This is a genomic window from Falsiroseomonas oryziterrae (assembly GCF_021864505.1).
Classification (GTDB): Bacteria; Pseudomonadota; Alphaproteobacteria; order Acetobacterales; family Acetobacteraceae; genus Falsiroseomonas; species Falsiroseomonas oryziterrae.
Map to the genome: position 1 here is coordinate 1 of NZ_JAKJIB010000067.1, position 14921 is coordinate 14921.

Annotated in this window: 15 protein-coding genes; 1 reads left to right on the forward strand and 14 read right to left on the reverse strand. The window is 70.9% G+C overall.

The annotated features are described in order from the left end of the window. The first annotated feature begins 8 nt into the window (after positions 1-8). On the forward strand, positions 9-1547 hold the full coding sequence (crtD, locus tag L2I40_RS08145; protein ID WP_237214408.1) for a 1-hydroxycarotenoid 3,4-desaturase CrtD: 1539 nt from the start codon (positions 9-11) through the stop codon (positions 1545-1547). 3 nt (positions 1548-1550) lie between these two features. Here crtD and L2I40_RS08150 read toward each other — a convergent pair whose 3' ends face one another. The 14 genes from L2I40_RS08150 to bchJ all read right to left on the reverse strand — a co-directional run. Further along, the gene (locus L2I40_RS08150) at positions 1551-3059 is read right to left on the reverse strand and encodes a phytoene desaturase (protein ID WP_237214409.1); all 1509 of its coding nucleotides are present in this window, start codon (positions 3057-3059) and stop codon (positions 1551-1553) included. Between the two features lie 31 nt (positions 3060-3090). Continuing rightward, positions 3091-3528, reverse strand: coding sequence for a YqaA family protein (locus L2I40_RS08155; protein WP_237214410.1), 438 nt, complete (start codon positions 3526-3528; stop codon positions 3091-3093). 81 nt (positions 3529-3609) lie between these two features. Then, a complete protein-coding gene (pufC, locus tag L2I40_RS08160) occupies positions 3610-4755 on the reverse strand; it encodes a photosynthetic reaction center cytochrome PufC (protein WP_237214411.1) in 1146 nt (381 codons plus the stop codon). Continuing rightward, the gene (pufM, locus tag L2I40_RS08165; RefSeq protein WP_237214412.1) at positions 4752-5741 is read right to left on the reverse strand and encodes a photosynthetic reaction center subunit M; all 990 of its coding nucleotides are present in this window, start codon (positions 5739-5741) and stop codon (positions 4752-4754) included. The genes pufC and pufM overlap by 4 nt, the downstream gene beginning before the upstream one ends. A gap of 15 nt (positions 5742-5756) precedes the next feature. Then, positions 5757-6584 carry a photosynthetic reaction center subunit L gene (pufL, locus tag L2I40_RS08170; protein WP_237214413.1) on the reverse strand — a complete coding sequence of 276 codons (828 nt, stop codon included), beginning with the start codon at positions 6582-6584 and terminating at the stop codon, positions 5757-5759. Positions 6585-6753: 169 nt separating this feature from the next. Then, a complete protein-coding gene (gene pufA / locus L2I40_RS08175; RefSeq protein WP_237214414.1) occupies positions 6754-6933 on the reverse strand; it encodes a light-harvesting antenna LH1, alpha subunit in 180 nt (59 codons plus the stop codon). A 21-nt stretch (positions 6934-6954) separates the two neighbouring features. Continuing rightward, a complete protein-coding gene (locus L2I40_RS08180) occupies positions 6955-7134 on the reverse strand; it encodes a light-harvesting protein (protein ID WP_237214415.1) in 180 nt (59 codons plus the stop codon). Between the two features lie 153 nt (positions 7135-7287). Next, positions 7288-8724 carry a chlorophyllide a reductase subunit Z gene (gene bchZ / locus L2I40_RS08185; RefSeq protein ID WP_237214416.1) on the reverse strand — a complete coding sequence of 479 codons (1437 nt, stop codon included), beginning with the start codon at positions 8722-8724 and terminating at the stop codon, positions 7288-7290. Positions 8725-8728: 4 nt separating this feature from the next. Continuing rightward, positions 8729-10171: a chlorophyllide a reductase subunit Y gene (gene bchY, locus L2I40_RS08190; protein ID WP_456305735.1), complete on the reverse strand. Its 1443-nt coding sequence runs from the start codon at positions 10169-10171 to the stop codon at positions 8729-8731. Between the two features lie 66 nt (positions 10172-10237). Continuing rightward, complete coding sequence (locus L2I40_RS08195) at positions 10238-11257, reverse strand: chlorophyllide a reductase iron protein subunit X (RefSeq protein WP_237214418.1); 1020 nt, start codon at positions 11255-11257, stop codon at positions 10238-10240. After that, positions 11254-12207 (reverse strand): chlorophyll synthesis pathway protein BchC, encoded by a 954-nt coding sequence (bchC, locus tag L2I40_RS08200; RefSeq protein WP_237214419.1) that lies wholly within the window; start codon positions 12205-12207, stop codon positions 11254-11256. Before bchC ends, L2I40_RS08195 begins: the two co-directional genes overlap by 4 nt. Positions 12208-12296: 89 nt before the next feature. After that, entirely contained in the window at positions 12297-13451 is a 1155-nt protein-coding gene (locus L2I40_RS08205; protein WP_237214420.1) for an acetylserotonin O-methyltransferase, read from the reverse strand. Further along, the gene (locus L2I40_RS08210; protein WP_237214421.1) at positions 13448-14317 is read right to left on the reverse strand and encodes a polyprenyl synthetase family protein; all 870 of its coding nucleotides are present in this window, start codon (positions 14315-14317) and stop codon (positions 13448-13450) included. Before L2I40_RS08210 ends, L2I40_RS08205 begins: the two co-directional genes overlap by 4 nt. Positions 14318-14444: 127 nt before the next feature. Then, on the reverse strand, positions 14445-14921 hold a 477-nt coding region (gene bchJ / locus L2I40_RS08215; protein ID WP_308116418.1), incomplete at its 5' end, for a bacteriochlorophyll 4-vinyl reductase.

The window sequence follows — 14921 nt, forward strand, 5'->3', positions numbered from 1 at the left end:
CCTGAGCCATGGATGGCGCGCTGCCCGCGCGCCCCGCGCGGCGTGACCGCGTCGTGGTGGTCGGCGCGGGGATGGGCGGCCTGGCCGCGGCGGTGGACCTCGCGCGGCGCGGCGCCGAGGTGACGGTGCTGGAACGCGCGGCCGTCTCCGGCGGCAAGATGCGGCAGGTGAACGGGGTCGATGCCGGCCCGACCGTCTTCACCATGCGCTGGATCTTCGAGGGCCTCTTCGCCGAGGCCGGCGAGCGCATCGAGGACAGCCTCGACCTGATCCCCGCCGAGACGCTGGCACGGCATGCCTGGCGGCAAGGCGGGAGGCTCGATCTGTTCGCTGACATCCCGCGCTCGGCCGAGGCGATCGGCGAGTTCGCCGGCGCAGCGGAAGCGCGCGGGTACCTCGCCTTCTGCGACCGCGCGCGCGACATCCATCGCACGCTGGTCGGATCCTTCATTGCCGCGGAGCGCCCCTCGCCGCTCGACCTCGTGAACCGTGTCGGCTGGGGGCGGTTGGACGCGCTGGTCCGCACCGCGCCGTGGCGCAGCATGTGGGGCGCGCTCGGCGACCACTTCCGCGATCCGCGGCTGCGGCAGCTCTTCGGCCGCTACGCGACCTATACCGGCTGCTCGCCCTTCCTCGCGCCGGCGACGCTGATGCTGATCGCCCATGTCGAGCAGGACGGCGTCTGGCTGGTGCGCGGCGGCATGGTGCGCGTGGCCCAGGCCCTGCGCCGCCTGGCCGAACGCCAGGGCGCGCGCTTCCGCTTCGGCGCGCATGTGGCGGAGATCCTCGTCGAGGGTGGCAGGGCCAGGGGCGTCGTGCTGGCGGATGGGGAGCGGATCGAGGCCGACGCCGTGGTCTTCAACGGCGACGTCGCGGCGCTCGCGCGCGGCATGCTGGGCGAGGCGGCGCGACCCGCCGCGCCCGACACGCCCGATGCCGGGCGATCGCTCTCGGCGGTCACCTGGTGCGCGCACGTGCCGACCGCCGGTTTCCCGCTGCTGCACCACAACGTGTTCTTCGCCGAGGACTACGCCGAGGAGTTCGACGCGGTCTTCCGCCGCCGCGACATCTGCGCGGCGCCCACCGTCTACATCTGCGCGCAGGACCGCGGCACCGGCGAGGTGGCGCCGGGCGAGGCGGAGCGCCTGCTGCTGCTGATCAACGCGCCGCCCGACGGCGACCGGCGCGACTTCGCGCCACAGGTGCCGGAGTTGGCGCAGCGCACGCTCGCCTTGCTGCGTGCCTGCGGCCTCGAGCTCGGCCTGCAGGAGGCGGACGCCGTCCCGACCACGCCGACCGGCTTCGCCGGCCTGTTCCCGGCCAGTGGCGGCGCGCTGTATGGCCGCGCCGGGCACGGGGCCACGGGCACCTTCGCGCGGCCCGGCGGCGTCACGCGAGTCCCCGGCCTCTACTGCGCCGGCGGATCGGTGCATCCGGGCGCCGGCATCCCGATGGCCGCGATGTCCGGCCGGCTCGCCGCCGCGCGCGTCCTGGAGGATCGCGCGGGCGGCCTGCGCCGCGGCATCGCCCTGCCCGTCCCCGCGTGACGCTCAGCGGCGGTAGGCGACGCCTTCCGGCACAAGCTGGTCGAGGATGCGGGCAGAGCTGATCACCCCCGGCACCCCGGCGCCAGGATGCGTGCCGGCACCGACAAGGTAGAGACCCTCCACCTCCTCCGACTTGTTGTGCGGTCGGAACCAGGCGCTCTGGAACAGCTGCGGCTCGAGCGAGAAGGCGGCGCCGTTCACCGACAGCAGCCGGTCGCGGAAGTCCTGCGGCGTCAGCACGCGCGACGTCGCGATCGCATCGCCGAGGCCCGGCATCACCGTCTCCTCCAGCCTCTCCTGGATCGCCGCGCGGTAGGGTTCGGCGCGCTCGGACCAGTCCACCCCGCTGCCCAGATGCGGCACCGGCGAAAGAACGTAGAACGCATCGCAGCCGGGCGGGGCGAGCGAGGGATCGGTCATCGTCGGGCGATGCAGGTAGAGCGAGAAGTCGTCAGCCAAGCGCTTGCGTGTGAAGATGTCCTTCAGCAGCCCTTCGTAGCGCGGTCCGAGCACCATGGTGTGGTGATACACATCGTCGAACTTGCGGTTCGTCCCGAAGTACCAGACGAACAGGCTCATCGAGTAGCGCGCGCGCGCCACCTTGCGGTCGGTCCAGCGACGCCGCGGATGGCGCGCCAGCAGCTTCGAATAGGTCCAGCCCGCATCAGCGTTGGAGACCACGACGTCGGCACGGATCCGCTCGCCGGAGGCAAGACGCACGCCGGCCGCGCGGCCGTTCTCCACCAGGATTTCCTCGACCTCCGCATTGCAGCGGATATGGCCGCCGAGGCCATCCACCAGCCCGGCGATCCCGTTCACCAGCGCGCCCATGCCGCCCATCGCGTAGTGCACGCCATGCATCCGCTCGAGATGCGCGATCAGGCAGTAGTAGGCCGTGGTGGTCATCGGGTTCCCACCGATCAGCAGCGGGTGGAAGCTGAAGGCGATGCGCAGCTTCGGATTGGTGAAGTAGTCGCCCACCTTCCCGAACACCGTGCGGTAGCCCTGCAGCCGGATCATATCCGGCACGGCCTTCAGGAGCGTACCGAGGCTGTGGAAGGAGACATCGGCCAGCTCGCCGAAGGCGACGCGGTAGATCGCCTCGGAATCCCGCATGAAGCGCTCGAAGCCGGAGAGGTCCTCGGGCGCGATGCGCGCGACCTCGGCTCGCGTTGCCTCCGGGTCGGCGGAGCAAGACATCACCGTGCCGTCGTCGAAGCGGATCCGGTAGAAGGGATCCATAGCGCGCAGCTCGACATCGTCCGACATCCGCCGGCCGCACAAGGCCCACAGCTCCTCGAGCAGGTAGGGCGCGGTGATGATGGTCGGGCCGGCGTCGAAGGTGTAGCCGTCCTGCCGGAAGACATAGGCGCGGCCGCCCGGCGCATCGAGCTTCTCGACGACGGTCACGCGCCAGCCGCGCGCGCCCAGTCGGACGGCCGCGGCCAACCCGCCGAAGCCGGCGCCGATGACCACCGCATGCGGGCGCGGGTCGCTCATGGAATCGAGCATGGCACTCCTTCCGCCCGGCTCCAGGCTGGGGTCAGGTCAGGCCCAGCGTGGCGAGCGTCAGCACGACGTAGCGGCCGGTCTTGGCGATCGCGACCAGCAGCAGGAAGGACCAGAACGGCTCCCGCAGGACACCGGAAATGACGGTGAGCGGGTCGCCGACGATCGGCGCCCAGCTCATGAGCAGCGACCAGCGGCCCCAGCGATGGTACCAGCCCTCGGCCCTGGCGAGCTTGTCGGGCGGCACCGGAAACCAGCGCCGGTCCCGGTAGCGCTCGACCCAGCGGCCGAGCAGCCAGTTGACGCAGGAGCCGAGCGTGTTCCCGAGGCTCGCCACCGCCACCAGCGCCCAAACGGGCTGCTCGGCGAGAAGCAACAGCGCGACGAGCACCGGTTCCGACTGCATCGGCAGGATGGAGGCGGCGCCGAGCGCGACGGCAAAGAGGCCGGCATAGGTGACAAGCGAGGACATGGGCAGGGCCCGGACATGCCGCGGCCGGCAGACCCGTGCAAGGGCATGCCGGCCGCGTGCGTGTCATCGGTCAGGCGTCGCCTAGTTGCGCGACGCCCCGGCCGGCGCCGTCGCCTCGCTCGTCCGCAGGGGACCGCGGCCGACGAGGTTCAGCTCCGGGTAGTCCCGCAGCATCGGCGCGCCGAGCAGCGGGCGGTTCACGCCCTGGTGGCAGGTCGCGCAGTTGACCTTCAGCGCGTCGCCCTGCGGGCCGAGGCGCGCATGCGACGTCTGGAAATCCGCCGGGCCGCGCGGGTTGCGGACCCAGAGCGGGGTCAGCGGCTCGACGTACTCGTTGTTGACCGCGCGCGCCATGCGGATGCCATGCCAAGCGGTCAGCCGCTGCGGCGGGCTCTGCTCCCAGCTGCCGAAGGCGCGGCTATTGTGGCAGAAGGTGCAGTTCACGCCGAGGCCTTGCGACATGTGGACCATCAGCGAGTAGGTCCACTCCGCGATGCGAACGTCATCCGCGTTGTTGCCGGGCAGCCAGGTGCGCGGCGTGATGTTGCGGATGTCGTCGTCACGCAGCAGGAAGGGCGTGAACGGGTCGAAGGGCAGCGACGAGTAGTTGATCGCCGCCGTCGGCCGGTTCTGGCCCGTCGGGCCAGCGAGGCCCGCGCGGTTGTCGATGCCTTCGAGACGGCCCCAGGCATAGGCCGGCACCGGCTGGCCGCGGTGGCAGGTGTAGCAGGTGACGCCGGTCTGGGCGACGTGGTTACCCCAGTCGGCGTTGATGGTGCGCGTCATCTGCAGCATCCGACGCGTCACGCCCTTCGTGTACACCTCGTCGGACGCCATGTTCTGCACGTTGTGGCAGTACGCGCAGCCATTGGCGCTGTCCGGGTTGTCCCGGATGTGCTGCGGCACGATCCACTCCGTCATCGCGACCATCAGGCGACCGAACTGCGCGGCGCTGAGCTCGCCCAGGACCTGAACGTTCTCGTAGATGTCGCGCGCCTTGTCGCCGTCGGTGTCGGCCGCCTCGGGGGCGGCCGGCACGACGTTCCGCGCCGCCACCTGGCGTGCGGTGCGAGGGTTCTGGAGCTGCTCCATCGCCACGCCGCGGAAGCCGATCTGCTCGGTGCGGACCGGCGGCCGCTCGAAGGTGAGCAGGATGATCAGGCCCACCAGCAGTAGGCCCAGGACGATCAGGGCCTGCGCAGTCCAACTGAGCTTGAGCGGCCTCATCGCGCGGCTCCTTGCGCCAGGGCCGGGTCAAGCACCGGCGCCCAGAGTTGCGGGTAGGCGGGCGCGAAGTGGCGCTCGACGGCCCAGAGGTACCAGTTGTCCACCACGGTGCCGGTGAGCAGGATGCCGATGCCGCCGGTGAGCGGGCACAGCACCGCGAACCACCAGGCCCAGCGATGGATGCTCTCGAAGCTGGCGTTGAAGCCCATGCACCAGCGCCAGAAGAGCATGCCGCGTTCGGCCGCCGTGCCGCGGTCGGCGATCAGCTCGAGCTCGCGCTCGCCGCCGTAGCGGCCCAGCGCCAGGATCGTGGCGCCATGCATCGCGAAGAGCAGCGTGGAGCCGTAGAGGAAGACGATCGAGAGCGCGTGGAACGGGTTGTAGAAGAGGTTCCCGTAGCGGATCGAGAAGGCCGCGGTCCAGTCGAGGTGCGGGAAGATGCCGAAGGGCACCGCCTCGCTCCAGCTGCCCATGGCGATCGGCCGGATGAAGCCCAGCACCAGGTAGAGCCAGATCGCCGCGGCGAAGGCCCAGGCGACATGCGTACCCATCCCGAGCGCGCGCGCCCGGCGATAGGTGCGGGCCCACCAGAGCAGCACCGACAGCGTGAGGAAGAAGCCGGCGACGAGCCACCAGCCGCCGTCGCGGAGCGGCGGGAACTGCAGGCCGTACTTCGCCGGTGGCGGCTCGAGCGCGAGCCAGAAGAGGTCGCGGACGAAGTGGATGATGTTCCACTGCACCGAGGCCAGCATGTTCAATCCGATGATCACGAAGGCCAGCGTGCCGAAGGCGATCGACAGCACGCCCATGATGCCCAGGTAGATCGGCCCGACCTGCGCGTCGCCGAAGCGTCCGAACAGGTGGTTGAACACCGGGGTGCCTTCACGCGCGATGTCCTCGGGCGGCAGCGGAACGCCGGGATAGGGCGCCGGCGGCCGGACCTGGATCCGCGTGAAGATGTTCTGGTATTGGACGAAGGCCGTCATGTGTCGTGCCCTCTCCTAGTTGCGCCAGATCGGCAGGTTGAGCCACCAGCCCCACCACTCGGGCCAGCCGCGGGTCCAGAACGGACCACTGATCACGATGCAGACCGCGCTCCAGAAGCCCGCCGACAGCGCGACGAACAGGCCAAGGCGGTGGATGCCCAGCGTGCCGATCGAGTAGCCGATGAGGTCGCGGAAGTAGGCGTTCTCGTGCTCGGCGGCCTTCATCACCTCGCCCTTCGGCGGGTTCGCGGCCGAGAGCACCAGCGCACCGTGCAGCGCCAGCGCCAGCACCGTGGTGAAGAAGAAGGTCACCGCGATCATGTGCGCCGGGTTGTAGTGGAAGTGCAGGTGCTGGTAGCCGACGTTCGACACCCAATCGAGGTGGCTCCAGATCCCGTACGGGAAGCCGTGGCCCCAGGCGCCCATCAGCAGCGGGCGGATCACCACAAGCGTGACATAGGCGAAGACCGCGACGCTGTAGGCGACCGGGATGTGGTAGCTCATGCCGAGCTTCCGCGAGATCTCCGCCTGCCGGAAGATCCAGGAGACGAAGGCGCCGATCGCGCAGAAGGTGATCCATTGCCACAGGCCGCCTTCGCGCATCGGCGCGAGCCGCAGGCCATAGGCAAGGTCGGGCGGCGCGATGTTGATGAGCCAGGGATTCCACGTGCCCTGTATCGCCGCGCCGTAGAGGATCAGCCCGGTGCCGAGGAACGTGAAGAACGCCGTCGTGACACCGAAGAAGCCGATCCAGAAAGGTCCGATCCAGAAGTCAAACAGGTCGCCGCCGACCAGCGTGCCCCCGCGGACCCGGTATTTCTGTTCAAAGGTCAGCATCGCCATGGATTGAGGCTCCCATCCTGGCCAGGCAAAAACCTGCCTGAACCCGCCGTCGTCCCGGGCAGCGGGCGAGGCCCGCCGCGCCGCGGCGCCTCCGCATCAGACGATGCGGAGGATTTGCCGCGGTGAAGTCGTGCCTGCCCACTGCCGCGGGGCGACATCGCGATCTCCGCTACCTTCCGACCGGCTGGCCGGGCGTGAAGGTCGGCGAGGTCGCGCACCACCCGAGGTGGTCGCAGTAACGGGGCGAGCTGAGCACCACGAAGTGGATCAGCGCCGCCACGGCGATGACTCCGACCATCGCCAGGAACAGCGAGCGTCGCGGGTCAACTACCATCCAGATCTTGTGCATGGACTGTTCTCCTTCGTCCGTTCAGAAGAAGCGCCAGTCGGGCGGGACGATCTGGTTGCCGTACACCATGGGTCGCCACAGCCAGACGAGGATGTGGGCGCCCATGGAGGCGAAGACGGAGAAAGCCCACCCCTGGATCAACAGGCGGTGGATCTCCCGCGCTTCGCCCTCAGTCAGGCCGGTTCGCGAACCTTCGGCCATCCATCGAGCCTCCTATTGGCCTTGCGGCCGTTACCGCGCAGAGCCCCGCGGCGGGGTTTGCCAGGCGGCGAACCGCCATGGCGGCCCCACGAGCCGCGCGATCCGGATAGATCCGGAGCGACGCGACACGCGGGATTCGCTGGGGAACCGCTCTCATGCGACGCTCTCCATGAGCGTGCGTGCGACACGGTCCGCTGTGACGCGCTGCTCCCCAGCAGTGCGTGCGGCCTTCTCCACCTGCTCGCGCAGGCGTTTCGCGGCGGAGATGCGGAGCAGGAAGGGCTCCGCCTCCACGCGTTCATCGAGGATCCTGACGGCCTCGTCGTCCCAGGGCTCGGGCGTGCGCGCCGGCGTCGCCTCGACGCGGTCGAGGTCGGTGCCGAGCGGCAGGATGTGGAACAGCGCGTCGAACAGCGCGTTGCAGTATTCCTGCACGATGTAGGTCGCGCCCGCGTAGCCCATGAAGGGCGTGCCGGTGGCCCGCCGGATGATCGCGCCCGGGAAGCTCGCCGGGATGTACATCGCGCGGCTCTTCAGCTCGGCCGCATACATGCGTTCGTTGTAGGAGCCGAAGAGCACCAGCGGCGGCGACGCCTTCATCGCCACGCGCACCGCCGCATTGTCCGGCTTCTCGCCGGCCTTGCGGGCGAAGGCGAAGGCGCAGGGCACGCCCATCTCCTCGCCGAGGAAGCGCTGCAGTCCGCGCGCATAGGTCTCCGTCGCGACCACCGCGAAGGATGCGCTGGCGAAGAAGTCCTGCGTGACGCTGCGCCAGAGATCCCAGAGCGGCTTGATCGTCGTGTGCTTCTCGCGCTCGATGAACGGCTCCGGGTCGAGCCCGGTCAGCTCTCCGAGCTTGCGCAGGAAGTTCGTGGTGGCGAACAGCCCCATCGGCGCCCGCAGCCAGGGCCGGTCGAGCTCCTCGCACAGCTTGCGGCCGAACTCGCGGTACATGCAGATGTTGACGTCGGCATCCGGCAGCTTCGCGATGTCCTCGACATGGCTGCCGAGCGGGAAGACCAGGTTCACCTCGCAGCCGATGCCCTCGACCAGGCGCCGGATCTCCGCCAGGTCGGACGGCATGTTGAAGGTGCCGTAGATCGGCCCGATGATGTTCACGCGCGGCTTGTCGCCGAGCTTCGGGTTGCGCGCCCGCACCTTGCGCCCACGCGCGCCGAACTCGTTCCAGAGCCACATGATGGCCCGGTCGGCGGCCTGCCACTGGTCCTCGTCGATGGTGCGGCAGATGAAGCGCTGCAGGTTACTGCCCTGCGGCGTCACGCCACCGCCGATCATCTCGGCGATCGAGCCGGTGACGACGACGGCCGGGAGATCGGGATCCTGCGTCGCAGCGGCGCGCTTCAGGTTCGGCTCGGTGCCGTTCTGCGAAAGCGAATCCTCGTCCAGCCCGGTGACGACGATCGGCAATTCGTGCGGCGGCAGCGCATCGGTGTAGTGCAGCACCGCCGTAACCGGCAGGTTCTCGCAGCCGACAGGTCCGTCGATCACGACTCGCAAGCCGCGGATCGCCGCGAAGGCGTAGATCGCCCCCCAGTAGCCGCCGGCCCGGTCATGGTCGAGGACGAGCATGGCGCTAGGTCCCCACCGCTTCTTCGGCCTTGGCCTTGGCGGCGCGCAGCTTGCGCTGCCGCTCGCGGAAGCCGGGCGGGTCCTCGGGCTTGGCCTTGAAGCCGTAGCCGGCGCGCTCCGGCGTGCCGACGCCGTCGAAGAACGACACCATGCGCGCGAAGCGCTCGCGTCCGCTTGTCTGTGCGGCGACGATGCCGGCCATCGAGCCGGCGCCGGCCGGCCCGAAGAGCGGCCGTGCGCTGATCATGTTGGTGAAGTAGAGCGCGGGGATGCCGAGCTCCTTCGCCTTCTGCACCAGCGGCGTCGTGCCGAGCGCGAGGTCGGGCTTCGCATCCAGCATCGCGTGGACGTCCTGCTCAAGGCTCGCGCGGTACTGCACATGCGTCCCGCGCGCCTCGAGCCATTCGCGGTCGGGATCCGACCATTCGGTGCGCGGGCAGGCCGTGCCGACATAGGGCACCTCGGCGCCCGCCTCCGACAGCAGGCGGGCGACCAGCAGCTCCGAGCCCTCGTAGCCCGAGACGGTGATGCGCGCCTGGATCGGCGCGCCGGCCATCGCGCCCTTGATGGCGGGCAGCATGCGGGCCTTGGCCGCATCGAGCATCGCGGCGGGCACATCGGCGGCCTTGGCGATCGCCTCCATCCAGGCGGCCGTCCCTTCGACGCCGACCGGGCCGGAGCCGACCACGGGGCGGCCGGCCGCCCGGAACTCGCGGATCGAGGCGGTGTAGAAGGGATGCACGGCCGCGACGGCGACCGCGTCGAGCGCGGCATAGAGGTCGCGCCATTCGCGCGCCGGCGTCTGCGGGGCGAGGCCCAGGCCCATCGGCGCCAGCAGCGCGCCGATGCCCATCGGATCGGCCGGGAACAGCTCGCCGATCAGCGCGACGGTGCGCTCGCCTTCGACCAGGTTGCGCGGCCGCGCCACGGGACCGGCCTCGGCCTCCAGCCGCGCATAGCGCAGCATGGCGCCGGCCAGCACGTCCTTCGCCTCGGCATGCGTCGGCACGCCGAAGCCCGGCACGTCGATGCCGATGATCCGCACGCCGTTGATCACCTTCGGCAGCAGGTCGAGCGGCACGCCCGAGGCGGTCGGGACGCAGAGATTGGTGACGACGACGGCGTCGTAATCCTCGGGCTTCGCCGTCTCGTGCACCGCGTCGCGGATGTCCTCGAACAGCTTGCCCGTCACCAGCGTCTCGGAATTGAAGGGCACGTAGCCGACCGTGCGGCGCGCGCCGTAGAAATGGCTGGTGAAGGTGAGGCCGTAGACGCAGCAGGCGCTGCCCGAGAGGATCGTCGCCACGCGCCGCATCCGCAGTCCGACGCGCAAGGACCCGAAGGCCGGGCACATGCTCTGCGGCTGGTCGTGCGGCCCGCGCGGATAGTCCCTGGCGAGCCGGTCCATCGTCTCGGACTTGCCCGCCGCACGCGCAGCGGCGTCCATCGTGTCGCGGCCGCCGTGGCAACCGGATCCTTCAGGCGCGGCCCTGGGCGGGAGCGTGTCCATCCGTCAGGCGCCCTCGTAGACCACTTCAAGGGAGGGCTTCGCGACGGCGCCGGCGGCGCGCATGTCCTCCTGCGTCGCGGGCTGCAGCACCACGTCGCGGCCGACCACGTCGCCCTTGAACAGGCCGAGCAGCCCTTCCTGCGTCAGCGGCGTCGGGCGCAGCGGCGGCGCCTCGGCCACCTGCACGCCGAGCGCCTCGAACAGCGGGGCCCACTCGCCGCCGGGCTTGCCGACGATCTCGTAGTTCGCGCTCTTGCGCCGGATGTCCTCGTGCGCGGGGATCGCGGCGAGCACCGGGACGCCGACCGCCTGCGCGAAGGCCTGCGCCTCGCCCGTCCCGTCGTCCTTGTTCACCACCAGGCCGGCGACGCCGACATTGCCGCCGAGCTTGCGGAAATACTCGACGGCCGAGCAGACGTTGTTGGCGACGTAGAGGCTCTGCAGGTCGTTGGAGCCGACGATGATGACCTTCTGACACATGTCGCGCGCGATCGGCAGGCCGAAGCCGCCGCAGACCACGTCGCCCAGGAAGTCGAGCAGGACGAAGTCGAAGTCCCAATCGTGGAAGCCGAGCTTCTCCATCAGCTCGAAGCCGTGGATGATGCCGCGGCCACCGCAGCCGCGGCCGACCTCCGGTCCGCCGAGCTCCATGGCGAAGACGCCGTCGCGCTTGAAGCAGACGTCGCCGATCGCGACCTGCTCGCCGGCCGCCTTCTTCTTCGACGAGGTCTCGATGATGGTCGGGCAGGCCTTGCCGCCGAACAGCAGGCTCGTCGTGTCGCTCTTCGGGTCGCAGCCGATGAGCAGCACGCGCTTGCCCTGTTGCGCCATCATGTAGCTGAGGTTGGCGAGCGTGAACGACTTCCCGATGCCGCCCTTGCCGTAGATCGCGATGATCTGCGTCTGCTTCTTCGGAGGCGCGGTGTGCACCGGATCCGGCCCTTCGACCGCTTCCTGGCGCAGCTTCTCGGCCATGGAGGCCTGCGGATCGCGCGAAGGCGGGAACCCGGCGGGGGCGTTCATTGGCAGTTCCTCCAGTCGAGCACCATCTTCAGGCAGCCCGGATCTTCGAACGCCGTCCGGTAGGCCTCCTGCGCGGAGGCGTAGTCGCGCCGATGCGTGACGAGGCCGTCGAGCGGCAGCCGTCCTTCGGCGATGAGGGCGCGCACCGCCGCGAGGTCGGGCTCGCGCCATTCCGCGGCGACGCGGATCCGCGCCTCCTTCATGAAGGCGGGCGGGAAGGCGAAGGAGAGCGGCGCGCTGTAGAAGCCGGCCAGCACCACCTCGCCACCCGGCGCAAGGCGCGAGATCAGCGTGTCGAGCAGCTTCGAATCGCCGCTGACGTCGCAGATGCAGCGATAGTCGCGCCGCGGATCGTCGTCCGGCGCCAGCACCTGGTAGCCGCGCGCGCCGTCGGCGCGCTGCGGATTGAGCTCCCACACGGTGGGCGACGGCGCGCCCATGCCGACGACGATGCGTGCGATCAGGCGGCCGAGCACGCCATGCCCGACGACGAGGTCGGGCGGGACGACACCTGGCGCGATCGCGTGCTGCGCGGTGGCGGCGAGCGCCATCAGCACGGCCTGGTCGCCGAGCGAATCCTCGACCGGCACGGTCTTCGCGGCCGTCACGACGAGGCGCCGCGCCGCGCCGCCGAACAGCCCGCGCACAGGCTGGCCGTCACGCGGGCCGAAGCAGCGCGCGCCGGGGACGAAGACGCGCTCGCCGACGCGACGAGCGGCCCGTTCGCCCGCCTGCACGATGCGCCCGACGGATTCGTAGCCCGGCACAAGGGGATAGCCCATGCCCGGGAAGGGCGGCATGCGCCCGGTGAAGAGCAGGCGCTCCGTCCCTGTGCTGATGCCGCTCCACTCGACGTCCACCACCACGTCCTCCTCGCCCGGGGCGGTGAGGTCGAGGCGGCTCAAGGCGAGCTGCTCAGGCGCTTCGAGAACGACGGCGAGGGTGTCCACGGGAGGTCCGTTGGGCCTTTGTTACGTCTGGTTTGGGCGTCAGGTTAGCCTGACAACGAATTATGTCAAGCTAAACTGACACCCGTTCGTCAGGCAGCCGCGACGTCCGCGACAAGCACGCGGGTGAGGAGCGGGGTGCGGGTGGGAAGAAGGCGAGACGTCGCGAAGCCGGCCGCGGCGAGCATCGACTGCAGCTCAGCGGGCGTGCGCGGACGACCGCGTCCCATGGCGAGGAGGTAGAAGCCGAAATAGGCGTCGCCGGCCGGCTCAGCGCCGCTGGTGCCCGACATGGGCTCCGCGATGAGCAACCGCCCGCCAGGCGGCAGCGCGGCGCGGACACGGCGCAGAAGAGCCGCGACGACGTCATCGTCGTGGTCGTGCAGCACGCGCACGAGGCTGATCAGGTCCGCGCCCTGGGGGAACGGATCCTGCGTGAAATCGCCGCCATGGGCCGTGGCGCGCGCATCCAGCCGCAGGCGCGCGAAGCGCTCCCTGCCCTGCTCCGCCACGGCGGGCAGGTCGAACAGCATCAGGCGCAGCTCCGGCGCGGAGGCCGCGACGGCGGCGAGGAAGGCGCCCGAGCCGCCGCCGATGTCGAGCAGGCAGCGATGGCGGCGGAAGTCGTAGGCCGCGATCACCTCCTCGGCCACCATCGGCTGCGAGGCGGCCATCAGCGCCGTGTAGTCATGCGTGTGCTCACGCCCGAGCGCGCCGGGCGTGTCGGCGCCCGCATAGGCCCAGTAGCCCGACAGCGCATTGCCGCCGCGCGGGCGGCGCAGCAGGGCGACGGGGTCGGCGAGGTCCGCGTAGAGCAGCGCGTGGTGCTCCACCATCGCGGCGATCCCCGGATTGCCGATCATCGCGGCGCCGAGCGGGCCAAGCGTCCAGCGCCCATCGTCACGGCGCGTCACAAGTTCGAGAGCAGCGGCGGCCCGGAGCAGGCGGAGCGCCCCCTCGGGCGGCAACTCCATGCGCGCCGCCAGCACCTGCTCCTCGACCGGCCCGTCCTGCAGCAGGTCGAACAGGCGGAGCCGGACACAGGCGAAGAGCACCTGCGAATAGACGAAGCCGGCGCAGAGATCGAAGAGCGCCCGCGCGCGCTTCCGCGCATAGGGCCGCGTGAGCGGGAAGCCGGCCGCCCAGCTGCGGAATCCGGGCGAAGCGGTCAGCCCTTCGCGCCACGCGCGGAACCGGTCGCGCCAGCTCGGCTGCACCGGCGCCTCCAGGCCGGCCGAGGCGCTCATGCGACGGTGGCGAGTTTTCGGGGCACGAGCCGCTGCGCCTCCTGGAGCATCAGCGCCCGCAGCGCGGCCTGGCCGGGGCAATCGGGGATGGCGGCGACGGCGGATTCGGACAAATCCCGCAGGCGGGCGACGGCGCCGCCCAGGCCGAAGGCCGCGACCGCGCTTGGACGGCCTAGCGCGGCGTCACGGCCGACCGGCTTGCCGATCGCGGCCTCGGTCTCCACCGCGTCGCGCAGGTCGTCGGCGACCTGGTAGGCCTCGCCGAGCCGGTCGCCGAGCAGGCGCCAGGCCTCGGCCTCGGCATTGCCGGCCGCGGCAGCCCCCGCGACGGCGGCGGCGGCGAAGAGGGCGCCGGTCTTCTGGCGCTGGTATTCGGACAAATCCACCGCCGGCTCGCATTCCCAGGCCTGGCCGGCGACGATGCCGAACGGCACGCCGACGCCGTCCCCGACCGCCGCCAACACCGGGCCGAGTCGCTCCGGCGCGCAGGGCGTGGCGCGCGAGAGGATCTGGAAGGCGAGGATGATCAGCGCATCGCCCGCCAGCACCGCCAGCGGCACGCCGAAGGCGCGATGCACGCTCAGCTTGCCCCGCCGCGTCTCCGCGTCGTCGAAGCAGGGCATGTCGTCATGTACAAGACTCGCACAATGCAACAGCTCGATCGCCGCAGCGGCGGCGGAGGCCAGCGCAGGCCGGTCGTCCCCGCAAGCGCCTGCCACGGCGAGCGTCAGGCGCGGGCGGATCCGCGCTCCCTTCGGGAAGACGGCGTGGCGCATGGCGGCGGCGAGCCGGGGCGGCGCGCCAGTCGCCTCGGCCAGCAGGACGGCGTCGGCAAGGCTGGCCTCGATGCGCGCGGCGACGTCCATGCGGACACTCCCTGACCGACGCCCCGCACCCGGTCGCGCGAGGCCGGACCGTCATGTGATCCTGTCAAACCGGAGTGTCAGTCTTTCTTGACAGTCGAGTCAACGGGTTTCGCGCGCGTCGCCTTGGCTACCAGCGCAGCTCGAAGACGCAGGCGGGGGCGCCCATGGCTTCGCAGGCCACTTCCTCCACCTGCGTGCGCGGGCTGACGAGGGCGCGGAACAGCGTCTCGAAGGTGGCAGCGTAGTAGCCGCAGACCGGATGGTCCGCCGCGCCGGCGCGCGGGATCGGGCCGTCCGCGATCTCGAGCCGCATCGGCCGGCCCGGGATCGCCCGGAAGCGACCGCTGCCGGCGAAGGTCCAGGCGTGGTTGCCGATCGCCCTGACCAGGATGCGCGCGGCCCAACCCGCCGGCAGCCGCTTGAGCACCGCCTGCAGCGGGCGCGGGATGCGGTTGGCGAGGAGGTAGAGCGCGGTCAGCCGCCCCGCCTCGCGCGCGGCCGCATCCGCCGCGGCCTCGCCCAGATGCGCGCGCGCGGCGCAGTGCAGCGCCACCACCTCGGCTACCGGCACCATGCGGCCGGGCGGCTCGGCGAGGCGCCGCAG

Coding starts and splice junctions, on each gene's coding strand:
- crtD (WP_237214408.1), top strand. CDS start 9: ATGGATGGCGCGCTGCCCGCGCGCCCCGCGCGGCGTGACCGCGTCGTG.
- L2I40_RS08150 (WP_237214409.1), bottom strand. CDS start 3,059: ATGCTCGATTCCATGAGCGACCCGCGCCCGCATGCGGTGGTCATCGGC.
- L2I40_RS08155 (WP_237214410.1), bottom strand. CDS start 3,528: ATGTCCTCGCTTGTCACCTATGCCGGCCTCTTTGCCGTCGCGCTCGGC.
- pufC (WP_237214411.1), bottom strand. CDS start 4,755: ATGAGGCCGCTCAAGCTCAGTTGGACTGCGCAGGCCCTGATCGTCCTG.
- pufM (WP_237214412.1), bottom strand. CDS start 5,741: ATGACGGCCTTCGTCCAATACCAGAACATCTTCACGCGGATCCAGGTC.
- pufL (WP_237214413.1), bottom strand. CDS start 6,584: ATGGCGATGCTGACCTTTGAACAGAAATACCGGGTCCGCGGGGGCACG.
- pufA (WP_237214414.1), bottom strand. CDS start 6,933: ATGCACAAGATCTGGATGGTAGTTGACCCGCGACGCTCGCTGTTCCTG.
- L2I40_RS08180 (WP_237214415.1), bottom strand. CDS start 7,134: ATGGCCGAAGGTTCGCGAACCGGCCTGACTGAGGGCGAAGCGCGGGAG.
- bchZ (WP_237214416.1), bottom strand. CDS start 8,724: ATGCTCGTCCTCGACCATGACCGGGCCGGCGGCTACTGGGGGGCGATC.
- bchY (WP_456305735.1), bottom strand. CDS start 10,171: ATGGACGCCGCTGCGCGTGCGGCGGGCAAGTCCGAGACGATGGACCGG.
- L2I40_RS08195 (WP_237214418.1), bottom strand. CDS start 11,257: ATGAACGCCCCCGCCGGGTTCCCGCCTTCGCGCGATCCGCAGGCCTCC.
- L2I40_RS08205 (WP_237214420.1), bottom strand. CDS start 13,451: ATGAGCGCCTCGGCCGGCCTGGAGGCGCCGGTGCAGCCGAGCTGGCGC.
- L2I40_RS08210 (WP_237214421.1), bottom strand. CDS start 14,317: ATGGACGTCGCCGCGCGCATCGAGGCCAGCCTTGCCGACGCCGTCCTG.